21 protein-coding genes are annotated in these 25125 nt (G+C 43.0%); 13 read left to right on the top strand and 8 right to left on the bottom strand.

Annotated features, from left to right (window positions below; translation table 11 throughout):
- Positions 1-100: 100 nt before the first annotated feature.
- The 3 genes from IQP38_RS24445 (at position 101) to IQP38_RS24455 (ending at position 3857) form a co-directional block, all read left to right on the top strand.
- Positions 101-892, top strand: coding sequence for a DeoR/GlpR family transcriptional regulator (locus IQP38_RS24445; RefSeq protein ID WP_005380192.1), 792 nt, complete (start codon positions 101-103; stop codon positions 890-892).
- Positions 893-1068: 176 nt separating this feature from the next.
- Positions 1069-2628, top strand: a complete 1560-nt coding sequence (gene glpD / locus IQP38_RS24450; RefSeq protein ID WP_017636005.1) for a glycerol-3-phosphate dehydrogenase — start codon at positions 1069-1071, stop codon at positions 2626-2628.
- A 275-nt stretch (positions 2629-2903) separates the two neighbouring features.
- The gene (locus IQP38_RS24455) at positions 2904-3857 is read left to right on the top strand and encodes a CorA family divalent cation transporter (protein WP_005391702.1); all 954 of its coding nucleotides are present in this window, start codon (positions 2904-2906) and stop codon (positions 3855-3857) included.
- Between the two features lie 73 nt (positions 3858-3930).
- Here IQP38_RS24455 and IQP38_RS24460 read toward each other — a convergent pair whose 3' ends face one another.
- Entirely contained in the window at positions 3931-5115 is a 1185-nt protein-coding gene (locus IQP38_RS24460) for an NnrS family protein (protein WP_017636003.1), read from the bottom strand.
- 182 nt (positions 5116-5297) lie between these two features.
- Between IQP38_RS24460 and IQP38_RS24465 the strand changes: the two genes are divergently transcribed.
- Positions 5298-5849, top strand: a complete 552-nt coding sequence (locus tag IQP38_RS24465) for a gamma-glutamylcyclotransferase family protein (RefSeq protein WP_025768214.1) — start codon at positions 5298-5300, stop codon at positions 5847-5849.
- 37 nt (positions 5850-5886) lie between these two features.
- Here IQP38_RS24465 and IQP38_RS24470 read toward each other — a convergent pair whose 3' ends face one another.
- Positions 5887-6474 (bottom strand): outer membrane beta-barrel protein, encoded by a 588-nt coding sequence (locus IQP38_RS24470; protein WP_017820436.1) that lies wholly within the window; start codon positions 6472-6474, stop codon positions 5887-5889.
- A gap of 420 nt (positions 6475-6894) precedes the next feature.
- On the opposite strand from IQP38_RS24470, the gene ebgR reads away from it, so the two are divergent.
- A complete protein-coding gene (gene ebgR, locus IQP38_RS24475; RefSeq protein WP_186584698.1) occupies positions 6895-7881 on the top strand; it encodes a transcriptional regulator EbgR in 987 nt (328 codons plus the stop codon).
- Positions 7882-8051: 170 nt separating this feature from the next.
- On the opposite strand, the gene IQP38_RS24480 is transcribed toward ebgR, so the two are convergent.
- Positions 8052-8969 carry a LysR family transcriptional regulator gene (locus IQP38_RS24480; RefSeq protein ID WP_416222595.1) on the bottom strand — a complete coding sequence of 306 codons (918 nt, stop codon included), beginning with the start codon at positions 8967-8969 and terminating at the stop codon, positions 8052-8054.
- Positions 8970-9081: 112 nt separating this feature from the next.
- Between IQP38_RS24480 and chrA the strand changes: the two genes are divergently transcribed.
- The gene (gene chrA / locus IQP38_RS24485; RefSeq protein WP_193838115.1) at positions 9082-10221 is read left to right on the top strand and encodes a chromate efflux transporter; all 1140 of its coding nucleotides are present in this window, start codon (positions 9082-9084) and stop codon (positions 10219-10221) included.
- Positions 10222-10344: 123 nt separating this feature from the next.
- Here chrA and IQP38_RS24490 read toward each other — a convergent pair whose 3' ends face one another.
- A complete protein-coding gene (locus tag IQP38_RS24490) occupies positions 10345-10989 on the bottom strand; it encodes a helix-turn-helix transcriptional regulator (protein WP_005380169.1) in 645 nt (214 codons plus the stop codon).
- 568 nt (positions 10990-11557) lie between these two features.
- Between IQP38_RS24490 and IQP38_RS24495 the strand changes: the two genes are divergently transcribed.
- Genes IQP38_RS24495 through IQP38_RS24510 form a run of 4 tightly spaced genes read left to right on the top strand, consistent with a single transcriptional unit; the run spans position 11558 to position 14135 of the window.
- Positions 11558-12487, top strand: a complete 930-nt coding sequence (locus IQP38_RS24495) for a hypothetical protein (protein WP_005391691.1) — start codon at positions 11558-11560, stop codon at positions 12485-12487.
- A gap of 20 nt (positions 12488-12507) precedes the next feature.
- Positions 12508-12831, top strand: a complete 324-nt coding sequence (locus tag IQP38_RS24500) for a hypothetical protein (RefSeq protein ID WP_005380167.1) — start codon at positions 12508-12510, stop codon at positions 12829-12831.
- 5 nt (positions 12832-12836) lie between these two features.
- Positions 12837-13514, top strand: a complete 678-nt coding sequence (locus tag IQP38_RS24505; protein ID WP_005380165.1) for a C39 family peptidase — start codon at positions 12837-12839, stop codon at positions 13512-13514.
- Between the two features lie 54 nt (positions 13515-13568).
- A complete protein-coding gene (locus IQP38_RS24510; RefSeq protein WP_005380163.1) occupies positions 13569-14135 on the top strand; it encodes a hypothetical protein in 567 nt (188 codons plus the stop codon).
- Between the two features lie 224 nt (positions 14136-14359).
- On the opposite strand, the gene IQP38_RS24515 is transcribed toward IQP38_RS24510, so the two are convergent.
- Positions 14360-15355, bottom strand: coding sequence for a transporter (locus IQP38_RS24515; protein ID WP_005380160.1), 996 nt, complete (start codon positions 15353-15355; stop codon positions 14360-14362).
- Positions 15356-15831: 476 nt separating this feature from the next.
- Between IQP38_RS24515 and IQP38_RS24520 the strand changes: the two genes are divergently transcribed.
- A complete protein-coding gene (locus IQP38_RS24520; protein WP_054576343.1) occupies positions 15832-17523 on the top strand; it encodes an AMP-binding protein in 1692 nt (563 codons plus the stop codon).
- A 68-nt stretch (positions 17524-17591) separates the two neighbouring features.
- Here the strand turns inward: IQP38_RS24520 and IQP38_RS24525 are convergent, their stop codons facing one another.
- Complete coding sequence (locus IQP38_RS24525) at positions 17592-17801, bottom strand: DUF1127 domain-containing protein (protein ID WP_005380156.1); 210 nt, start codon at positions 17799-17801, stop codon at positions 17592-17594.
- Positions 17802-17898: 97 nt separating this feature from the next.
- On the opposite strand from IQP38_RS24525, the gene IQP38_RS24530 reads away from it, so the two are divergent.
- Positions 17899-18846 (top strand): LysR substrate-binding domain-containing protein, encoded by a 948-nt coding sequence (locus IQP38_RS24530; RefSeq protein ID WP_005380154.1) that lies wholly within the window; start codon positions 17899-17901, stop codon positions 18844-18846.
- Between the two features lie 106 nt (positions 18847-18952).
- On the opposite strand, the gene fusA is transcribed toward IQP38_RS24530, so the two are convergent.
- Both fusA and radA read right to left on the bottom strand, forming a co-directional pair.
- Positions 18953-21043 carry an elongation factor G gene (fusA, locus tag IQP38_RS24535; protein WP_005386444.1) on the bottom strand — a complete coding sequence of 697 codons (2091 nt, stop codon included), beginning with the start codon at positions 21041-21043 and terminating at the stop codon, positions 18953-18955.
- A 215-nt stretch (positions 21044-21258) separates the two neighbouring features.
- Positions 21259-22638 carry a DNA repair protein RadA gene (gene radA, locus IQP38_RS24540; RefSeq protein WP_005386443.1) on the bottom strand — a complete coding sequence of 460 codons (1380 nt, stop codon included), beginning with the start codon at positions 22636-22638 and terminating at the stop codon, positions 21259-21261.
- Between the two features lie 136 nt (positions 22639-22774).
- Here radA and IQP38_RS24545 point away from each other — a divergent pair, with 136 nt between their 5' ends.
- The gene (locus IQP38_RS24545; RefSeq protein WP_017635880.1) at positions 22775-25123 is read left to right on the top strand and encodes a PilZ domain-containing protein; all 2349 of its coding nucleotides are present in this window, start codon (positions 22775-22777) and stop codon (positions 25121-25123) included.
- The last annotated feature ends 2 nt before the right edge of the window (positions 25124-25125 follow it).

The following is a 25125-nucleotide window of genomic DNA, read 5'->3' on the forward strand; positions in this document are numbered from 1 at the left end:
GATTCCTGAACTCGCTTACTTCTCACAACGAGCAAATTCGAGCACAATAGAGCTTCGAATTTGAAGCATTGGCCGTTACCAATGCACAAGGGAGTGGTAAGTGAAGCAAATACCTCGACACCAGCAGATTGTTGAGCTGGTGAAAAAACAAGGCTATGTCAGCACGGATGAGTTGGTAGAAAGATTCAATGTCAGCCCACAAACCATCCGACGCGATCTCAATGAACTCGCCGATGACAACAAAATTCGTCGTTATCACGGTGGAGCCACTATTCCTCTCAGTTCTGAAAACACATCTTACAACACGCGTAAAGCGCTCAACTTCAATGAAAAAGATGTCATTGCAGACGAGGTAGTCAAACACATTCCAGATGGTGCCACACTATTCATCGATATTGGCACTACACCAGAAGCAGTTGCGCGAGCGCTCAATAAAAACCATAAACAGTTGCGTGTTGTCACCAACAACATCAATGTTGCGACCATTCTTTTCCCTAACCCTGAAATCAAAGTCATCTTAGCGGGTGGAGAAGTCCGCAGCAGAGACGGCGGTATTGTTGGCGAGGCTACCCTCGATTTCGTTAAACAGTTCCGTCTCGACTTTGGTATTCTCGGCATTAGCGGTATCGACTTCGATGGCTCGCTATTAGACTTTGATTACCACGAAGTCCGGGTAAAACAAGCGATCATTGACAATAGCCGTAGTGTATTTCTTGCCGTAGACCACACCAAGTTCGGGCGCAATGCTATGGTGAAACTAGGCAATATTGCACAGCTCAACATGATCTTTACCAATAAGCAGCCACCAGAAGAAATCTTGTCAATTTTGAAGGAAGCTTCTATCCCACTTGAAGTGGTTGAAGCTAACGAATCAAACTCCGAAAACGAGTAACGTCAATCGTATAATTCCCCCTCAAATGACCTCTGTCTTAATTAGACAGAGGTTTTTTTGTGTCTAAATCACACAAAACGCTCACAAACGAAAATAATAGATGATCACAAACGAAACCTGAGCTAGGATTACATTATGTTCTAAAATGCTCGTTCGCTCACCAAGAGGTCAAATTTATGAGTATACAAAATAATGCTTCCACTACTAGCTCATCCACTACCTTAGACTTGATCGTAATCGGTGGCGGCATTAACGGAGCTGGTATTGCGGCAGACGCAGCAGGCCGAGGTTTGAGTGTTGGCTTATATGAAGCAAATGACTTCGCATCTGCGACTTCTTCAGCAAGTTCTAAACTGATACACGGCGGTTTACGCTACCTTGAACACTACGAGTTTCGTTTAGTTTCGGAAGCGCTCGCAGAGCGTGAGGTTATTCTTCGTAAAGCACCACACGTCGCACTACCAATGCGTTTCCGTTTACCGCATCGCCCATTCCTACGCCCAGCTTGGATGATTCGTTGTGGCCTTTTCCTTTACGATAACTTGGGTAAACGTACGACGCTGCAAGGCAGTAAAACCGTCAACCTTGCGAAATCTGGCTTGCTAAAACCAGAAATGAAAACGGGTTTCGAATACTCTGACTGTTGGGTTGATGATGCACGTTTAGTATTACTGAACGTTCTTGCGGCTCGCGAAAACCATGCTGAAGTGCGTAACTACTGCCGTGTGGAAAAAGCACACCGTGAAGGTGGTATCTGGCATGTTACTATTCACGATGTGATGACAGACCAACGTTTCGAACGTAAAGCGAAAGCGTTAGTCAATGCTGCGGGGCCTTGGGTAAAACAGTTCTTTGATGATGGATTAGAGCAAGCCTCTCCTCGTAACATTCGCTTAATCAAAGGCTCGCACATCGTTGTTCCTCGTATCCACAACGAACCGCAAGCCTACATCCTTCAAAACAAAGACAATCGCATCGTATTTATGATTCCTTACTTAGATAAGTTCTCAATCATTGGTACAACAGATGTGGAATACAAAGGTGACCCACGTGAAGTGTCGATCTCAGATGACGAAGTCGATTACCTCATTGATATCGTAAACCAACACTTTGTCCACCAGTTGACTCGCGAAGATGTAGTTTGGACATACAGCGGTGTTCGTCCTTTATGTGACGATGAATCTGACTCTCCGCAAGCAATCACACGAGACTACACGCTAGAGCTCGATGCGGAATACGACCATGCACCTCTGCTTTCTGTTTTTGGTGGTAAGTTAACGACCTACCGTAAGTTAGGTGAAGCAGCAATGAAGAAACTTGCTCCGTTCCTACCTGAAATGGGTAAAGACTGGACGGCCAACCAAACCCTTCCTGGTGGTAACTTCAGCTGTAGTCGTGAACAATTAGCGAAACAAATTCATGCTAAATACACTTGGGCGCCAGAAGCATTGATTCTTCGTTATGTCACACAGTTTGGTACCCAAACCTGGAACTTAATGGAAGGCACAACAAGTGAAGCTGACTTAGGACAAACGTTCTCGGCACAAGCAGGTGGTGTTTACCAACGTGAGATCGATTACTTAATGAACCATGAAATGGCAATGACCGATGAAGACATTTTATGGCGCCGTACTAAGCTTGGTCTTTACATGAACGAGGAAGAAAAACAGGCCTTAACGGACTATTTAAAGAAAAAGCTACAACAGAAAGTGGTTAATCTTTCTCAAGTTGGCTAACAGCTCCCCTCCCTCCCCCACAATAAAGCCTGCTTAGTTGCAGGCTTTTTGTTTTGTTGTTTAAGCACAACACCTTGGTGCGCTCCACTCGATTGCAAATAAGAACAACTATTCATAGACATTTGGCGTTAAATACAATCATACTCATTTGAAAAATAATGCATCAATGACTTCAGAGTACCGTACTCAGAGTATTGCCTCTGTATGGCAATGCAATTCTCGCGAAAGAAGTATCTTGAGGTTATTTTGGTATCGGCTCAAACAAGGAAAAGAAAATGGGTTTTATGATTGAACATTGGGACTTCTCAACCCCAGAAGCAACTCAACAATCCACCACGGCAGAGCAAATTCAAGCTAAGCATTGGTACCATTGCGAACGGCTGCATCCTGATATTCGTGGTTGGCTGGAGCAAAACCAAGTACCTCGAGCTACGGTTGATCATCTATTAGCCGACGAAAGTCGACCATCTTTCCATCCTTTGGATGACGAGAACTTCATGTTGATTTTACGAGGCGTCAATATGAACGGCAATGCATCACCAGAAGATATGCTTAGTATTCGAATTCTCTACTTTCAAGGCGCACTCATTTCAACTCGTAAAATTCCATCACGCGCGATCATGGAGATTCGCCAAGCATTAGCGGAACACAAAGGCCCAAAAAGTCTTGCCAGTTTACTTCATCAGATCATTGAAGGATTAAACAGTAAAATAGACATTTACCTTGATACGATTGAAGAAACACTAAACCAGTTCGACGTGAATGATGAGTCGACGTACAAACATATGGCGACTCAAAAAGCACTGATTTCTATCAAGCGTTTTATTCGCCCTCAGCAGTACGCTATCCGTGATCTTGTGGAGTCAGAATCAGAATTGATTGCTTTGAGACCTCATCAATATCGCTTCGCACACAATAATATTACGCGCATAAATGAAACACTTGAGTTTTATCTTGGAGAAGTGGCGCTTTTCCAAGAAGAGATCAAACATCATCGTGATGAGAAAACCAATAAAAACAGTTACCTGTTTACTTTGGTAGCAACGATTTTTCTACCAACCAGCTTCTTAACAGGTTTACTCGGTATCAATGTTGGTGGAATGCCAGGCGTGGAATCCACCATGGCATTCACCTGGTTCTGCATCGCCTTAATTGTCATTTTTGGTCTAGAGTGGTGGCTATTTAAACGCTTGGGGCTCACGAATAAAGCGGACGACGAAGACGAATAAACACTAAACCTATAAAGAACAAAAACCAAAAGAGGAGCACGCGGCTCCTCTTTTCTCTACTCACATTAGAATCTTATCCGGGGTGACCATCCACACGAGGGGTCACAAGCATCACACCAAAGCGCCACACAAATAGCCCAAACGCAACAATCCATAATCCGCCGCTGATATCAATCCACAGTATCATGTTCGCTGGATCAAAGATCACGGCGAAACTGCGAACCAAAGCTGCCGCGGTAATTGCTGCAAACGCAAGGCTCATGTTTGGCCCTTTGTAGATCATGCGACCAGTATGTCCCATCGTCACCCGTGTAATCATCGCTAAAATCAAACCGCCTAACGCACCTATCGCAAACAGGTGAATGAGGCTATGGCTGGCAAATGCATCTCCCCAGACGCCTCGCAAAATTAAGCTTAGTGGTAAACACAAATACGCAGCATGCAGCGACCACACTAAAGGCTCGCTCAGGGTTAACCAAGGTTTCCAGCGAACAAAACGCACCAACTGAGCAACACCTGTAAATAGCATCAAAGGACTACCTAGTTCTGCAAACGTCACAGGGAAAAAGCTCAGCACAAATAGCATTACCAATGGCAAGTTCGCGAACCACTCTAACCAAGCCAATGGTTGCGCTTTTTCGAAATTAAATCGACGCGCAGTAAAAAATGGAATCACACGTCCGCCCATCACTGACAACAGCAAGGTAAACCACCACAGCATTGCTTGCCACACCGCTGAAGAGCTAAAGGGCGGCATACCTTTTATCGTTGCGTAGCTTGCAAAGTTCGCAAAGATGGCTAAAAGAAACAGTGGAACGAAAAACAAATTACGCCAACCTTTGGCTCGATACACACGAATGCCCACCTCATAGGCGACAAACAGTAAAAATACCGCTTCGATACTGCTGGTTAACCATAACGGTGCTGGTGTCCAAAGCAATATGCGGGGCACTAACCACAAGCCAAATAAAGCCAGAAGCATGTAATGCTTGGTACCATTAATGCCAGTCCAGTTTTGTACCGCGGTCAGTACAAAGCCAACTACAATGGCCATCGAAAAACCGAACAACATTTCATGTACGTGCCACCACAATGCAGGCACGGCTAATGCGTTTGGCTGTCCGCCTTGGAACATCCACACCCACAACGCAATCGCAACAATGGCGTAAATCGACCCAAACAGAAAAAACGGCCGAAAGCCTAATCGCAGCCATGCGGGGATTTTTTCTTCTACTTTTTTATCGGTGATATTCAGCATTATCTTGCCCTCAAGCGTCTCTCGATGCTGGTTAACTCAACTACATATTGATGCTACCATAAACATGTATAAAAAATACATGTTTATAATTAAGATTATACTTAAGAGGTAAAGTTGTGCTTCAGATGCGGGTTAGGTATAAACATGAGAGGCACAACTATCAGTTAAGGGATGCAACGACAATGTACATATTTGGCTATGGCAGTTTGATTAATTCTGCGTCGCGTAAGTTAACCGGACAAACGGGAGAAGCCATTCCCGTCATAGCACATGGGTTGGTTCGCTACTGGGGGAAGATTGACGACAGCTACAGCCTCTCTCCATTAGTGGTGAACCAAGGCGATGGACAGGTTAATGGCGTTTTACTCGAAGTAAATGAAGAAGCGCTCGCAGAATTCGACCGCCGTGAGCGAGGTTATCATCGTATTCAACTTCAGCCAGATCAAATCGAAACAGATGCGAGTTTTAACCAAGAACATGACATTTGGGTTTACGTAAAAGACGAGCCACTACCACCATGCGAAAAGAGCCCAATCATGCAAAGTTATGTTGATACCGTACTGGCAGGTTGCTTGGAAGTTTCCCACGCGTTTGCAGAGCATTTTGTGCGTCACACCATTGGCTGGCAACACGCGAAAGAAAATGACCGCCACCAACCCAAATATGGCAACCTTGCAGGCGTACAAGATCACCATTATGAGTTGATTGATAATCTAATAAAAAAAGGAGCCTAACGGCTCCTTTTTAGTATCTATGTTTGCTTACGCGAGCTTAAAACTTGTAATCAACACCAACGTACAGGCTGTCAAAATCAAAATCTTCGCTGCCACCGTTTTCGGCATCAATACTTACCGAAGAAGCACGGTAGCCACCAGATACAACCAAACCTGAAGCGAACTCATAACCAGCCTCAACACCGTAGTTAAAGCCTACATCACGACCATCATCGGTAACAGTGCTAGATGATTTCACTTCATAAGAAACACTCATTACACCAAGGCCAGCTATCGCACCAACATAGAAGCCTGTACCTGCAAATTGGTATTTAGGCTTCGCATTGAAATTGAACGCAGAAGCATCAACACTAAATTTAACCGGCCACCCCATGTAAGAAAATGTTTCTTCAAAGTCGCCAAAGTATATGTACTCACCTTCAAAAGCTAGTTTGAAGTTTTCTGAATATTGAAGCTCTTTACCTACAGCAAGGCTAAGACCTGTCGCAGAAAGATCTTTTGACAAGCTTTTAACTTTAAGATCTGAATTTACCAAATCAGCACCAACATACCAGTTACCTTTTGCTTGAACTGATGCTGAAGCAACCACTGCACCTAAAGCCAATAATGGCAATACTTTTTTCATTATAATTTCCTAATTTTTCATACTGTTAGACAGCTTTTAAAAGCGCGGAGATTATAAATAGAGTTGAATACTTTCCTATTGATTTGTTTATAAAATGAGACACAAAACATAAACATGAACAATAAAACGTTTGCTTGATTAAACTCTAAACAGCTCGAGTCCTATTAAGTACTAGAGTTACCACAAGTAGCAAGTTTCCAAACCAGTCGCGTTTTTCAGTATTTTTACAGCAATATAATCCTTACGTTTACGGCTTTATTTATTACTCAATAGAGTCTATTTCATGAAAACAATTTGGCTTGATATGATGATTTAAAGTGTTTAGGACTGTCTTACTAAAGGTTTGTGCATATCTAAGTAGCTGTTTAAAATAGTCAGATTATTGAGCTCACACTTGGGCAGTGCCAACGGGAAATTTACATGGCAAAGCTAAAAGATATCGCCATTGAAGCAGGCGTCTCACTTGCAACAGTATCGCGGGTTTTGAACAACGACCCAACGTTGAGCGTTAAAGAAGAAACCAAATACCGCATTTTGGAAATTGCAGAAAAACTGGAGTACCGCACCAGTAGCTCGAAGAAAGGCATCAAAGAAGCTAAGCAAAAACATCACTTTTTAGCCTTATATAACTACAAACAAGAAACAGAGGTGAATGACCCTTACTACTTATCAATTCGTCATGGGATTGAAACGCAATGCGACAAATTAGGTATTACGCTAACCAATTGCTATAACAGTGAAATTGATGTTGAAACGAAAAAGATAACAGGTGTCCTTTTAGTCGGAAATGTCGACCAAAAGGTAGTAGATAAATTACCTAAACGTCTAGCCGATAGCATTTGCTACATAAACTTTTCAGATCCAACCTGCCCTTATGATTGCGTTGATGTCGACCTTATTCGAATCAGTAGGCAAGTAGTTGATTTCTTTGTACAACGAGGCCACCGCCGCATCGGTTATATTGGCGGTCAAGACAAGCACGACGCAGCTGACACTCGTGAAAATGTGTTTTTGGACTATGGCTATCTAAAAGGCGTGGTCGCAGAACATGATATACACTATTGTGCCTGCTCTAGTTTGTCCGGTTATAACTTAGCGAAAGAGATGCTAGCCAAAGGTGACTTCCCGAAAGCAGTATTCATTGATTCAGACTCCATCGCGATTGGCATAGTACGTGCAATCCATGAATTTGGCTTAAAGATACCAGAGGATATTACGTTGATTAGTATGAATGATATTCCTACTGCTCGCTTTACCTTTCCGCCGTTGTCTACAATTCGTATTCACTCTGAGTTGATGGGAACTCAGGGAGTGAACTTACTGGTGGAAAAATACCGAGATGGACGCTTATTCCCTCTTCATGTATACGTGCAAACAGAGCTTAAACTACGTGGTACAACTCAATGATACCTTTTCCATTAATCTCTTTTATGAATTAAACCTGGAACATCCCCCCCTAACCCAAGACATTCATTTTGCACAATCAGTACTGTTTCGGTGTAACGCCGATAACTCAGCGGGTAGTAAGAAGTTCAACAACAAATCACTCTAAGCACCATGAGTGCCCCAAATGTTTATCATTTAGAGGTGATAGTCGAAGAAACCAACTCGCGTAGCCAAATGCCTTTGTCTTCATTGTTTCGGCTGGAATGCCACAGCATGGCAATGTCAAAATCCGCAACGGCGATCGGCGGCTTAACAGTAATGAGATCGTCCGAAAAGCCCTCCGCCAACGCCATTTTTTCTGGCACGATGGCAATGAGATCGCGCTTTTTCAATAGATGCCGAATAGTGAGAAAGTTGCGCGACGCCACGGTGACTTTGCGGCTCAAGCCATGTTCTGCGAGCTTTTGGTCTACTTGTGTCTTTAAGCTCCCATCGGGACTTACCAGAGCTTGCTCGATGTTCGCGAACGCTTCCAGAGACAGCTGTGTTTCCCCTTGCAATACCTGTTTATCACACATGCACACGTGTTTTTCGGTGTACAAGTACAAGCTCTCAAAGTTGTCATCCAACACCGGCATGCTGCCAATAATGACATCGAGCTTTTCATGCTCAGTTAGTGCCACGTAGTTGCTACGATTGACGTTAATAAAACTGATCTGCGCCTCTGGGGCGCGCTGGCGTATTTCGTCATAAAGCCGAGGAGCAAAAATAAACTCGGCATAATCCGTTAACCCGATGCGACATACACCCGCGTAATTTTCAGGTTGGAAGGCAGACTTAGTGAGCAAGTCTTTGGCGATAGAATCCAACAAGTGATGCACAGTTGGCGCGATGTGGTGAGCGTGCTCGGTGGGCTCCATCTTGTGCCCTTTTCGCTCAAAAAGCGGGTCGTCAAACAACAACCTTAAACGAGACAAACTATGACTCATCGCCGACTGGCTAACGTAACTTTTCTCTGACGCGACGCTAACGCTTCGATAGCGATACAAGTAGGAAAACGTCACCAATAAGTTCAAGTCAATGTTGCGCCACTGAATGTCCTCTTTCACTCCAATATCCTTATCCCATCTCATTCATAGATGAAATTAAAATTATCAATTTGAGTCATTTTATAGCATTCGATAAATTAGCAACAATGCTTTTTAGATAAACAGGCTCGACATGTTCACCATCTTCAAAACTTTTTTCTGGCTGGGTTGGTTCAGCTTCGGCGGCCCTGCGGCTCATATTGGTTATTTTCGCCAAACCTTTGTTGAGAAACTGAAATGGCTTGATGACAGCGAGTACGCGCAAATCGTCGCACTCAGTCAGTTTTTGCCGGGACCGGGCTCAAGCCAAGTCGGCTTTGCTTTAGGCTATAAACGCGGCGGTTTAGGTGGCGCATGCGCAGCATTTGTCGGATTCACTCTTCCTTCAGTGATCATCATGTTGGCGCTAGCGATGGTGAGCAGCCAAATCACCGACACCGCAGTGTTCCAAAACATCGTTCACGGCCTAAAACTGCTCGCAGTCGTCGTCGTGGCGGATGCAACCTGGGGCATGTACAAAAATTTCTGCCAAAGTAAACTGACCGCGGGTTTGTGCGTCGCGACTGCGATTGCGTTGCTGGTAGCACCAAGCATCATGACGCAAATGTTCGTGTTGATAGCAGCAAGTTTTGTCGGAATGCGATATCTGAAGAAAGACTCCGCGCCATCAGCCGAGCCGTTTAAACCGTCTATCGCGCCATTGGCTCTATTTGCGGTGCTTTTACTCGGCTTACCGTTAGTGGCTCATACTTTACCTTTGCTTGGGCTGTTTAGTGATTTTTTCCAAGCTGGTAGCTTAGTGTTTGGTGGCGGTCATGTGGTTCTGCCGCTTCTGCAAAACATTGTTGGCGACCAGCTCAGCCAAGATGCATTTTTAACAGGCTACGCCGCTGCACAAGCTGTACCGGGGCCAATGTTCACCTTTGCGACTTTTATCGGTTATGAGCTTTCGGATACGCCAATTTTAGGCGCGCTGATCGCAACGCTTGGCGTATTCCTCCCAGGGTTTCTTCTACTGCTTGGCGTTCTTAAAAACTGGCAAGCACTGGCAGGCAAACCGCTGGTCTCCGGCACCATCAACGGTGTAAATGCCTCGGTAGTAGGGTTACTACTCGCGGCACTTTACCAGCCAGTATTTAGCAGCGCAGTTGTTGCTCCCATCGACATGGCGTTAGTGATTGCGGGTTTCTATCTACACAAAAAGCTCAACCTTTCGGTACTATGGATGATCGTGTTTTTTGTGGCAGCAGGCCTTGTCACGGGCATGATGTAGCCTGCTGATACGCCAACTATTGAATCTAGATAAACCACGGGCACTCAAATACGAGTGCCCTTGCTTAGATTAGATAGTGAAAACGGAACAGACCCCGATAAAAAGAGCATCACAAATTATGACTTAACTTCTCTCGGTTAAGCCATTGTTCATTCTTACCAACTTAACTGCATCATGACGAGAATGGACATCGAGTTTTTTGTACAACTTGTATATATGGCTTTTCACTGTACTTTCAGATAAAAAAAGTCTTGAAGCAATTTGTTGATTTGAAATGCCGTACACAAGTAGCTCTAGAATCTGTTTTTCTCTGCATGTTAACTCATCATGCTGCTGTTCTTCGGACAAATTTGCATGCCGATAATTGAGGACTAACTTCTCTAGGTACATTCTTGGTAGCCACAACCCACCTTTCAGTACGTATTCCGCGCCATCACATATATGTGTCACTGATGCACTTCGGAGCAAAATTCCTTTCAACAACTTCCAATGCAGTAAGTCCGTTTGTACTTTTTCACAAGGGACGTTGTGAAGCATAAAGGACCACCCAAATAGATCAAAATCTGGTAACTTTCCTTGTACTTCAAGCTGACGCATAAAATCGTAATCAATAAACATCAAATCGATACTGAGTGAGTGACTTCTGAACACCACTTCATCTGGTTGCATTATCTTTACATCGACATCATGAATGGAAGACAGCTGTTTTTTTATTAAGTTACTTTGTAAATTACTCTCAGCTAGCAGTATCAAGTGCTTCTTTTCCATAGTCCCACCACATTAACTTACCTGTTTCACCAACCCCCGTTAGAAAATTAATTGGGGATAGCAAAGAGAATTTATCTTCATTTTAAGTAGAAAATATAGCACTTCAGAATGATATCGCATTGCTTTTCAGCACCGAAAAAGACTTAAAAAGTATGAACCTGTTATATTTTTATCCATACTTTTCAACCTGTGTTAGCATAAGGATATGATTTATAATATTAAATAATAAAGATAATAATTGGATAAAATACCATTTATAAAAAATGGATGACTGCTCCGCTCAGTGCAATAGAACGAATTACTTCTTTATATTGGCTTCATTTCATACTTGATGAGTACTTAAAGTAAATACAAAAAATAACATTATGATTATGTTATTTTTTTCTTTAACACCTTAAAGAGACGCACCTAAATACTCCCTTCCAGCCTGAATCATTCTCAATAATGAGAACAGCTTTCACTGATCCTTTCTTATAATTTCATCGCTTCCCACAACATTTGAAGGAAGCAGCAAGAAGTTAAGTGCAGTCATTTTTAATCAGGAATAACAGGAAATGGAGTAATCGTTATGACTCTAAACAAAACAGGGCTTGCTTTAGCAATGTCAGCAATTTTATTTAGTGGCTCTCTAATCGCGAATGAGATCGATGATGGAGACGACAACATGCAATGGACTGACAGCGCTAATACCGATATCGGTTTATCTGGCAGCTTCAATGATAACAGTGACAATAGCGCATCTCTCGGTGTTGGTGATAGCTTCAACGACAACAGCGATAATAGTGCGTCACTAGGTATTGGTCATAGCTTCAACGACAACAGCGACACTGACAACAGTGCAACTCTTGGTGTTGATGACAGCTTTAATAACAACAGCGACAACTCAAACTCGAGCACTAACACAGCTCAAAGCCACAACGACAATAGTACGTCTAACGCTAACGACAACAGTACCAGTGCTGATCTTGATGTGAGCCTAAATAGTGATAGTAGTGATTCAAGTACTAACACAAATAGAAGCCACAACGACAACAGTGACTCTAGTACTACTGTAAGACGTAGCAACAACGACAACAGTGACTCTAGTATCAACAGTAGCTTTAACGATAACAGCGATAATCGTAATCAAAGCGACAACCGTAACCAGAGTGATAACCGTAGCTACGCTGATTCAAGCACAACAAACTCGAACAGCTTTAACGACAATAGTAACTATCAAAGTGACTCGAGCTCAACAAATGTTGATAGCTTCAATCAAGTCCATATGGATACAGATATGGTTGTTGCGAGCTCAAGCCTAATGGGTGGTGTTACAGGTGCATCAGTTATTTATGCAACTAACGCGGATGATACTCGAGTTCGAGTTGAAAACATGAACACCCTTGGTGGTCTTGGTGGTGCAGCTGGTATTACTACCGTTGGTCAGAATGCTGGTTCAAATTCACTTGTACAACAATCTGTTACAACTAATGCAAGTGTGTTTACTGGGGGTGAGTAACCGACTAGTAGGAGAAAGCGATGCGTTTGGCAATCTGTACTTTGAGTATGATAGTTGCCTGCACTGCACTCGCTGATGACATTGCATTATCTGGCGGAGAAGTTAGCTTGGATATCATGAATGAATCAAGAGGTGGACAAAATGTTGAACTCGACTTGGTTTATGCAGAATCAGATATCAATGGTATTTCGTCAGATAATGTCGCGTCAAACACCGTGAGTGGTAACAATATACTATCAAGTGGAGCGTTCGCAGACAGTTCGGGTATATCCAACGTAATTCAGAACAGCGGAAACAACGTTTTAATCCAGAACTCTACCGTCGTTAACCTGACACTCAAGTAAACAATATGAAAGTATTAAATAACTTAATTTGGCTGATGCTCGTTTATTCAGCATCAGCCATTTCATTAGAACTGCTACCTTACCGAGCACATTACTCTGTTCCTGTTAAAAGCTACAAAGAAATAGTGTTCGGTGATGTTTTTCGCCAACAGTATGACTTCAGCTGTGGCTCTGCCGCCCTGGCTTCTCTTCTCACTTTTCATTATGCAACAGAGTCATCTGAACAAGATATCTTCAAAAGCATGTTTGAAAAAGGTGATAAAGAAAAAATCAAAGAGAAAGGTTTTTCTTTGTTGGATATGAAGTTTTACTTGGATTCCATAGGGTTACGTTCTGACGGCTTTCAAGTAGGACTGGAGAAAATTAAAGAAGTCGGCGTCCCTGGGATTACTCTCGTTAATTTCGACGGGTATATGCATTTTGTTGTCATCAGAGGTATAAACAATCACTCAGTTATTCTAGGAGACCCCTCTAGAGGAACCATGATAATGAAACTGGATGAGTTTGAAAAATATTACCAAGGAATTGTGTTACTGGTCCGTAACGAAGCGGAAATGGGACGGTCTAGCTTTATAACCAATGATAATTTCACCGTATATCAAAGATCACCATTAAAAACAGGAGTGTCTAGAGATTCCTTAGGGGTATTTAGCATTACTCTCCCAGTTTCCGGTGAAAATTAATATAACATTGTTTTAAATAACTTTAAGAACTTAACAACCTGAAAGGCCTACATTATGAACTACAATAAATTTTTGTTAGTGCTTTGTATGCTAATACCTCATTTTAATGTGAATGCTAAAGATGTTGGCCTGCAAGAACTTACTCCTCTTTCAAATTTATCTTTAGAAGAATATCGAGGTGGCTTCCAAATTACGGACGAGTATATTATTAATATTGGATTAAGCATTACTACGACTATAAATGGCGATGATATTTTGAACACAAACATTGCCAACTTAGTAATTGAAAATGGTAATTTAAAAAACATTAGCGCAAATAGTGAAAATCAAAGTGGAGATATTTTCAACCAGGGTATTGTTAACATCATACAATTTGGTGAAGGAAATATTATTGGAGATGATTCTATAGATTCACCCAAAATGCCTTCGTCTCAAAATCCTAATATAATAAGTTCAGACTTTATAAATTCAAGTATTATCAATATTATTCAAAACACGAAAGATAACAGTATTATTGGACTTAGCACGCTCGTAGACATTGATGCTCAAGTAAATGGGGTAATACGGGAAATCAAAGCAAACCAACAATTAGAAGACGCCTTATTGAACCACCTTCAATGAGCATTTCCATTTTTATCTGAAAAATTGTCACGTTAAGCTTCTTTGATATTAGAAACGACTGATATCTATGATTACATACCAAAAGAAAGGTAGATATATCAATAGGCCACCATCATTTTAAGAATATATACCTACTTTATCCAATATAATCCAATCAATTTATAATGCGAACACTAGGCGCTAACGATAAATTAGGCCCAAGACTCAAGGGCCTAATATCCATTTTACAAATTAAAAGGTACTCGTACTGTTAATTGAAAGTCGGGAGTATCTTCTGTAAGACCAGCTTGAGCACTAACATTGATAGATGAGCGTTCACTAAAGGCATAGTTTATACCAAAAGTTAATGCATCTAATTGAAGCAACTTAGCATCATCTGCCGATCTGCCATTTACTTTGCTTTTTAAAATAGTTTTATGGCTAAGTCCTAAAGAGAATGAAAGATCAGGATTCACCGCAAACCCCATTCCTCCTGAAAGAGAAATAGTGTCTCCAAGTTCAACATCAGCTTTTGTGTCGCCAACTGTAACAGTATCCTCTAAGTTATAAATATAACTTAGACTAGCGAACAAGACCGCAGGATCAACAGGGTGAATAAGAGATAAATTAGGCTCAAAACTCCAAAAACCCGAACCTGTAGGGACATCACTAAATGAGTTGCTTCCATCTTCAATAGAAACATCATAAGGCGATCGTCCTGTATCCGACTTTACTCTAAGGCCACCTACCCAGTATGGCGCAGACTCAAAGTTAAACTGGTGCCTCAATGCGAACTCTACATCACCAAGCCCTCCGCCATCCACCGTTGTGTTTACTACTTCACTGTTTGAACCATCTTGAATGGGGCGCGTAGAAACTTGGTCATTACGATACACATACGGCACTCTAACTTCTAACTCTGTGGCGTTTGTTAAACCGTACCGAGCAGTTAATCCAACGGTTACTGTAGTCCTATCCGAATCACTCACTTCAATTCGCCCAACAATCAGAGTTGGTAAGACTGTATACCCAACAACAGATACTTTGTTTGAAGAGTTTTGTGTATAGCTTAAAGACGAATCAAATGACCATTTACCTTTAGGTGTGAGAACGCCTGGGCGCTCAATAACATCACCAACCGTTTGGGCACGCTGAGGAATATCATCTCCTTCAGCACCATATGCATTCCCCGCAATGAATAAACTACAAAGATAGGTACCCAGTAAAGTCTTCCGTAACATCACATCTTTCCTTTTGCTGATGATCGTACCCAAGTAATCTCAGGCAATAGCTTGAGGTGAAGCTCCTAACTTTCCAAAGTAAGATTAGTATAGCTACTTCAAAACCACGACATACCTTTAAGTTTGGCGCTTTGAAGAAATTAGGAGACATTTATACTTATCTTCAACACTAAGCCACTAGTTAATAAATAATTAGGATAGATTCTATGTTTTCGCAATATTATTAATAAAATAAATTGCTTACCTGTGCTCTTAGTATGAAGTCGGTATGACATAACAGCTGAAAAGCCTGTTCTCTTTTGCGTAGCATCAATCACATTGCTTTTTAGATCGAGTCGCTCCGACTTCAACCATAACTAACGCTATCTTCCCCACATATTTCATCAAAATGCATTCCCGTGTCGCGATTTAACATGCTAAAGTTAACAATGCGTTAACAATTATAAATACAATGAGAAGACATGGAGTCACTTAAAATGAATCAGCCGAATCTAAATAGCGCTGCTGGTTGCGCTCTCCCACCACCAAATGAAATGATCCTCAAATGGGCTCAAGAGCGTCCAAATGAGGTCTACCTAAAACAAATTATTAACCGACAGTTTGTTGAGTACACATTCTCTGATGTTGCAGATCAAGCCTTAAAACTTGTCAGCGCACTACGCTCGCTTGGTGTAAAGCCTGGCGACAAAGTTGCGTTAGTATCTAAAAACTGTGCAGAATGGTTTATTTGCGATCTTGCTATGATGCTTGGTGACTATGTCAGTGTGCCAATCTTTCCTACCGCCGGTGCAGACACCATCGAATACTGTGTGACTCATAGTGAAAGTAAAGCGATCATTGGCGGAAAACTCGATGATCCCAAAGCAACTCAGCAGGTCATTGATGCTATGCCTGAACTCATTAGCATCGCTCTACCTTATGACACGGCACCAAAGTGTAAGCACGAATACCAAGCGCTCATTGCAGATGCAATGCCAAGTGAAGAGCGTCCGCGGCATTACGATGACAAGCTAATGTCGTTGGTGTATACCTCAGGCACATCAGGGTTACCGAAAGGCGCGATGCTAACTTACGGCGCATTCAGTTGGTCTGTTCAGCAACTGATCAATCATATTGGTATCCAAGAAAACGACCGATTGTTCTCTTATTTACCGCTCGCTCATATTACAGAGCGTGTTTATATCTTCGGTTCATCGATTATGGGTGGCGTGCCAACAGCATTTCCAGAGTCACTGGACACTTTTATCGAAGATGTGAAGATGCACCGACCAACTCTGTTTATCTCCGTCCCACGATTATGGACGCTATTCCAGCAACGTATTCAAGACAAACTTCCACAGAAGAAGCTCAATATTCTGTTGAAAATCCCATTCGTCAATTCTTTGATCAAGAAAAAGCTAGCAGATGGTCTAGGTTTAGATCAGGCTCGAGTATTAGGCTGTGGCTCTGCACCTGTCTCGCCAGCGCTGTTGGAATGGTACCACTCAGTGGGCCTTGATATCACAGAGGCTTGGGGGATGACGGAATCATTTGCCTACAGCACGCTCAACTACCCATTTAGAGCTGACAAAATTGGTAGTGTCGGTAATGCAGGGCCAGGCATTGAGTTAAAAATCGCAGCCGATGATGAAATCATGGTGCGTGGCAAAGGGCTATTTTCTGGCTACTACAAAAATGATATTGCCACCCAAGAGTCTTTTGATTCAGAGGGCTGGCTACACACAGGCGATATCGGCGCTATCGACTCAGATGGTTATCTAACGATTCAAGGCCGTAAAAAAGATAACTTCAAAACCGCCAAAGGTAAATTTGTCTCTCCGGTTCCTATCGAGAAAAAGCTTTTCGAGTACAGTCGCGTAGAGATGATGTGTCTCATCGGTTTAGGGCTACCCGCTCCGATTCTTTTGGTTGTGCCACATGACTTCCCTAACTTTGATCGAGAGCGATACGCACGTACCACACGTAAAGTTATTGCCAGGATGAATCAAGAACTCGCCTCTCATGAGCAAATCAAAGGTGTGTTAATGATTAAAGAACCTTGGAGTATAGAAAATGGCGTACTGACGCCAACGCTTAAAATTAAACGTCATGTGCTCGAACAAAAGTATCATGAGATAGGCCACAATTGGCCAAAAGATGAATTGGTCGTGTGGGAAGAAGACTTGTAATTTTGCTTGCACTCCTCAACACCATTGGGGAGTGCAACTTAACTTTGAGCTTGAATCAAACTCATAGACTACTCTCTCCAGAATGGCTTACTCACTTCACAACTAATCTCCCTTTCACCTAATCCAATATCGTCCCAAAGGTGCTTTGGTAACTCTCTCAAGTGACGACGTGTCTTATAGTTCCTTCTCCAAGCCGCCAGTTTAGAATAAATTAACTGTAACCCGCTCTGATGGGCAGTAGGTATAGTACGCTCACAAGTGTGTGTCATGTTTTCCATTTCAAAGATCCCTATACAATGTTGACCACTTAATAATCAGCGACTACGCTGATAACCTCAAACGATAGAATCTGCCATAGAGTTAAGGAAAACTAATGTGAAAGATCGAATGCCTCCCTTACAAAGCTTGTATTACTTTTTCGTTGCAGCAAAGGAAGGAAGCTTTAAAACGGCAGCAAAAGAACTGTTTGTTACGCCAGCGGCCATTAGTCAGCAAATTCGTCATTTAGAAGAGTTCTTAGGCACGGACCTATTTGTTCGTCAGCACAGAAAAATCGTGCTCACACCAGAGGGAGAGCTACTGTTTAGTCAGGCAGAAAGAGGGTTTGCTCATTTGCAGCAAGGGGTAAGATTAGTCAATCAAGATCCAAACCCGAACCACCTTTCGATATCAACACTCCCCTCTTTCGCTCATCATTGGTTAGTCCCGAAAATTACGGCTTTTCGTCAGCGTCACCCTGATATCGCCTTGCTATTAGAACCAACCAATGATTTGGTGTCTTTTCAAGATAGCCAGATAGATTTATGTGTTCGTTACGGTTTAGGAAAGTACCCCAATTTAGAATCACAATGGCTAATGGACGAAGCTTTTTATCCAGCTTGTCATCCGGTGTACCAGAAAGAGCACGGGATCTATAACATCGAGGATTTAAGCAAAGCTGAGCTGATTGAAGATGTTTGGCCTGATCTTGATTGGAATATGTGGTTAGCAACCTTGGGTCACTGCGCAGCAAAGCCTACCTTAAAATACAGTGGATCACATCTCGTGCTTGAGGCTGCACTATCACTTCAAGGCGTGGCATTAGTAAAACACAGTTTAGCTCATCAATATTTTCGTTCTGGCAAATTGGTCCGAATTGGAGATATCGCTATCAAGCCCAACTTTGCGTATTACTTGTGTGCGCCAAAAGGCTACTTAAAAAGACCTAAAGCTCAATTGTTTGCGCAATGGTTGAAGGAAGAAATAGAAATATTTGAAAAGTCAGTGGTACCAGACTTTAAGACCATTGACCTAAAAGGCAACAGTACTAGAACGGCATCATAACAAACGCTAAATAGGAATAAAACAAACACGCTCTGCGTATAAGACTGCTAAATACAAAAAGCCCCGCACTAAGCGGGGCTTTCAAGTTATAGAGTTAACTTAAGAATTACTTCTTAGCGTTACGCTCTTTAACGTCAGCAATTACTTGCTCTGCAACGTTTGTTGGACATGGTGCGTAGTGTGAGAACTCCATAGAGAACTGACCACGACCAGAAGTCATAGTACGTAGAGTACCGATGTAACCAAACATTTCTGATAGAGGTACATCACCCTTGATACGTACGCCAGTAGACGCTGCTTGTTGGTCTTTGATCATACCACGACGACGGTTAAGGTCACCGATTACGTCACCAACGTGATCTTCTGGAGTGAACACGTCAACTTTCATGATTGGCTCAAGAAGTTGCGCGCCAGCTTTAGGCATAGACTGACGGAATGCACCTTTCGCTGCGATTTCGTAAGCGATAGCTGAAGAGTCAACTGCGTGGAAACCACCGTCGAATAGTTCAACTTCAACGTCTAGAGTAGGGAAGCCAGCTAGAACACCGTGCTCCATCATTGACGCAAAGCCTTTCTCAACTGCAGGCCAGAATTCTTTAGGTACGTTACCACCAACAACTGTTGATTTGAACGTGAAGCCAGAGTTTGGCTCACCTGGTTTGATGCGGTAATCGATCTTACCGAACTGACCAGAACCACCAGACTGTTTCTTGTGCGTGTAGCTATCTTCGATTGCTTGAGTGATAGTTTCACGGTAAGCAACCTGTGGAGCACCAACTTCTAGCTCAACGCCGTAAGTACGCTTAAGGATATCTACCTTGATGTCTAGGTGAAGTTCACCCATACCTTTCAGGATAGTTTCGCCTGAATCTTCATCAGTCTCAACTTGGAATGATGGATCTTCTGCAACCATTTTACCGATCGCGATACCCATCTTCTCAGAACCGCCTTTATCTTTAGGCTTAACTGCGATAGAGATTACTGGATCTGGGAAGATCATTGGCTCAAGAGTACATTCGTGCTTAGGATCACATAGAGTGTGACCAGTTTGAACGTTCTTCATACCAACTACAGCGATGATGTCACCAGCTTGTGCTGAATCGATCTCGTTACGCTCGTCCGCGTGCATCTCAACCATACGGCCGATACGCTCTGTTTTACCAGTTGCAGAGTTAAGGATTGTGTCACCTTTCTTCATCTTACCAGAGTAGATGCGGATAAAGGTTAGAGCACCGAAGCGGTCATCCATAATCTTAAATGCAAGAGCACGTAGTGGCTCGTCTGCAGATACAGTCGCAACTTCACCAGTTGGCTCACCAGTCTCTGAATCAGTTAGAGGCTGTGGATCAACTTCTGTTGGAGATGGTAGGTAATCAATTACCGCGTCAAGAATAAGTTGGATACCTTTGTTCTTGTACGCTGAACCACAGTAAGTTGGGAAGAATGCTAGATCACGAGTACCTTTACGGATACAACGTTTGATGTCTTCTAGAGATGGCTCTTCGCCTTCTTCTAGGTAAGCCATCATTAGATCTTCGTCTTGCTCTAGAGCAGTTTCGATTAGCATTTCACGGTATTCAGCAGCTTTTTCTACCATGTCTGCTGGAATATCTTGAACTTCGTAGTTCTCTGGTTGGCCAGACTCATCCCATACGTAAGCTTGTTGGCTTAGTACGTCTACAACACCTACGAAATCTTCTTCGATACCGATAGGTAGAGTCATAACTAGAGGTGTAGCACCTAGTACGTTCTGTACTTGATCTACAACTTTGTAGAAATCTGCGCCCATACGGTCTAGTTTGTTAACGAAGATCAGACGTGATACGTGTGATTCGTCAGCGTAACGCCAGTTAGTTTCTGACTGAGGCTCAACACCACCAGAACCACAGAATACACCGATACCACCGTCAAGTACTTTTAGAGAACGGTAAACTTCGATAGTGAAGTCAACGTGTCCAGGAGTATCGATGATGTTTAGACGGTGATCGTTCCAGAAACAAGTTGTTGCTGCAGACTGGATTGTGATACCACGCTCAGCTTCCTGCTCCATGAAGTCAGTAGTAGTTGAACCGTCGTGAGTGTCACCGATCTTATGGATCTTACCAGTTAGCTTTAGGATACGCTCTGTAGAGGTAGTTTTACCCGCGTCTACGTGAGCAAAAATACCAATGTTTCTGTATTTTGATAAATCAGTCATTGTCTTACTCTGTTAATAAGGTATAAAGTGCGCGCAGAGTATATCACATTCTGTCAATACTGATACCCTTGCGTGCGGATGGAAGAAAAAAAATTTTAACGTGAAATTTCCGTCCCCAAAGCATAGTCAAACACAGCAATTTATGTACTTTATTCGCATTTTATTGAGGACGAATAGAACAGTTTGTGATTGCACAAATACCATTCTTATGAGCATTACAGCTCGTCAAAAGCCTCTATAGCTTCCGACAATTTCTTAACGCCGTGAATTTGCATGCCAGGGATGCCACCTTTCGGCATGTTGGCTGCTGGCACGATGGCTTTCTTGAAACCATGTTTGAACGCTTCATTCAAACGCTCTTGCCCACTTGGCACTGGACGGATTTCGCCCGCAAGCCCTACCTCACCAAAAATCACTACATCTTTAGGGAGTGGACGGTCACGAAAACTCGATAAAAGCGCCATAACTAAAGCAAGATCAGCGCTCGTCTCCGTCACCTTAACACCGCCAACCACATTAACAAAGACATCTTGGTCTGCCATTTGTAAGCCACCATGCTTATGCAACACAGCGAGCAAAAGTGATAGGCGGTTCTGCTCCAAGCCGACCGCAACACGACGAGGGTTGGCTAACTGCGAGTAATCCACCAGCGCTTGAATCTCTACTAGCAGAGGGCGCGTGCCTTCCCAAACCACCATGACGGAAGAGCCTGATGTTTCTTCTTCACCACGAGAAAGGAAGATCGCTGATGGGTTACTCACTTCTTTCAATCCTTGGCCTGTCATTGCAAAGACACCAAGCTCATTCACAGCGCCAAAACGGTTTTTATGACTACGCAAAGTGCGGAATCGGCTATCCGTTCCACCATCGAGTAGTACCGAACAGTCGATAATGTGTTCAAGAACTTTGGGGCCCGCAAGGGTACCATCTTTTGTTACGTGACCAACAATAAATACCGCAACATTATTCTGTTTTGCGTATCGTGTCAGAGCCGTCGCAGATTCACGTACCTGAGCAACACTGCCAGGCGACGATTGAACATCAGAAACGTGCATCACCTGAATCGAGTCTATTACCATTATACGAGGCTGCTCTTTTTCGGCGATTTGGCAAATTTTGTCGACGTTCGTTTCCGATAGCATTTTTAAATGATCTTTCGGCAAGCCCAATCGGGAAGCACGCATTGCCACCTGCTGTAATGACTCTTCACCGGTTACGTAAAGCGTTGGCATTTGCGCAGATAAACTACACATGGTTTGCAACAGAAGGGTTGATTTACCTGCACCAGGGTTACCACCAATCAAAATTGCGGCACCTGGCACAACACCACCACCCAACACGCGGTCAAGCTCTTTAAACCCACTGGTGAAGCGAGGTACTTCTTGCAGATCAATTTCGGATAGCGTTTGAACCGTAGCTTCTGTTGCGGAACCAGCGTAGCCGCTTAAGCGTTCATTGCGAGCAACGGTTGGCGATGCTGCGATACGTACTTCTGTTATCGTATTCCATGCACCACATGCGTTACACTGCCCCTGCCAACGGGGAAAGTCCGCGCCACAATCATTACAAACATACGCTCGTTTTGCTTTCGCCATGATGCCTCAATTTTTTCTACAAATGTGACTAAGCACAGCCAAGTCAGACCTGAACTGAAATGAACTATTGATATACTTAAGTATTACTTCGCTTAGCCGATACAATTTAAAGTAACTACATACTCTAACAGAAATAATGCAGCAATCTGAAATTCTCTCGCTCGCAGAACGACTCATTCCCGTTTACGGTACGAATGACTTTGACTTTGTCCTTGGCCAACTGACCGAGGAAGAGCCGCCTTCGGCCAAAATTTTGGTTAAAATGGAACTTAACCGCTTAATGGCTCCATGCAAAAAAAGCATTGATTTGCGAGGTCGCGTTCAAGGCGAATGTCGCGAGTATATTTTGGATGGTATTCCACATTGGTTGGATGATGTTGCTTTCAACGCTTACCATAAAAACATCAAAAAGTTTGGCTGCTACACGGAAGGAATGTGGGAAGCATTGGTCAACACGCGAAATAACTTTCGCGTAATGAGCAAGCGCCTTACTCAGCAAAAAACGCAATCGTTAACGGATCCTAAAAGCCCGTTCTTAGCAGAACCCGTTCACCTAGGCTACGATTTAAAGCGCCAAGAAAAACGCTTGAAAGTCCAATCTCAAGTTGAAATTTGCCGTTCTAAAGGACAGCTTCTTCATGGATTAAGCATTGATTTATCTAGCTCTGGCGCAAAGTTCAAAGTCCCGAGCGCATTTAAATATAACCTTGGGGAAATTATTCAGGTCACGTTTACTGAATTTGCCAGCAAATCTAACGTTGCAGGTATAGAGAAACCGCTTGCATACCGCATACTCGCGGTTGATGACTGTTACGAAAATGACTCAGTTCGATACCTCAGAACCATACGCTTAACTGACACCAATGTCGTCACCAGAGTGATAGATGAAGCGCTCAACAGTGCTGCTAAAAGGGCTCGTCACGACAATCAAGACAAGATTATTCGAGCTCGAACTCGCGGTTATGAGCACATCGCACTAAAGCACACTAGCAGCTTGCCTCTATTCTTTGATGGTAGTGACCTAAAATTAGCAATGTTAACGCCAAACAATCAAAAGCTTTGGCAATACTGGCACGATGAGAGAAACCAGCAAATGTTTGGTTCCTTATTCAACGAGCAACGCATCGCGTCACTCATTAAGCCTGGTGTTAAAGGAACAACCAATGTCCTTTATTCATTTACTCACGAGCACGAGAATCGAACCTATTTCTATTCGATGTTTCGCCCAGAAGCAACTCGCGAACAGCGCCAGCTATTTTGGCATTTAGGTGGCAAACGAGAGAGTTGGCGCGCCTTTAGAATTTCAATCTTTGAACTATCAGAGCAAGAACAGGAAGACCTAGCAGCATTCTCTCCAGAGTTGGCAGAAACGTCTCAATCACTGACTCATATTGGTATTTTGCAAGAAATTGCTGACGAAAAGTCAGGGCAGGATTACCTGCTAACTGAAAAGCCGCGCTTACCCGCTAATACATTAAACGCGTTTCGCCATCCGAGAAGAGTTATCGGCAATCCAAAGGGCATTTATTTTGATGCAAAGTCTCGTCGAAAAGAGCCTCGTTATCGTTTTAAAACACCTTTAGAGTTGTACTCAGGACAAACTAAAACAGGCGGCAGTACTGTTGACCTTTCCAAACGAGGACTCGGAATTAGGCTAAGTGAGCCCACGATGTTACGTTCTGGGCAAGAGGTAAGAATCAACTTTCGAGAATTACAACTCTACGATAAAAAATTGCCGTTAATGTCGGTGCCATACCGAGTAATTCGTGTAAGCCCAGACGGTTGTAGCGTGCAGCTAGTTATTGATGAAAGCAGCCAAACCATGAAGGTAATCGCTTTTTTCAACAGCATTATCGAGCACAATCAAGACAAGCTAATCCCGCAAAAAGAGACGCTACCAAGTAATGCTCTACTTGAAAGGCTACACTGCATGTTGCTCTCGCGTACGCTGAGCACGCCCATTTTTATCAGTAAGAGTACGTCATCTTCAATCAAAACCCCCGTTATCGGGGTGAACTTGCCGCTACCTAAACACATTGAGCTTTTTGCCCGTCTTGGGCATGACCAACTGTTGTCACTTGAACCTATCTTTAAAGGCCGGACAAGCACATTAATCGCAGAGCCAATAAAACGTGTAGAAGGTGCTCAAGCCAGACATCAGGATATCTACATAAGCGCCGCAAAAGTAGGCAATAAAATTACAGGCATTGAGTCAAAGCTTCATCAAGAGTTCAACAGCGTAAAAGAGCGGATTCAATTTATAAAGAAAGCGCGAATGATGGGTGACTTTTACGTGCTTCGCCTTTCTACTGCACCAATTTTCGATCCGATGACATCATTACTGCAACAAGATTTAAGTGACTTAACCCAATTTGGTGTACATCAAGCGAGCAAGTTAGAAAAAGAGTTGACGGCGCTCGTTGGTTACAGTGAATTTGAAGACATTACTGAAGAGGTTGTAATTAGATTGGAGTTAACCGAGTAAAT

The organism is Vibrio sp. OPT41 (genome assembly GCF_015163595.1).
Taxonomy (GTDB): domain Bacteria; phylum Pseudomonadota; class Gammaproteobacteria; order Enterobacterales; family Vibrionaceae; genus Vibrio; species Vibrio alginolyticus.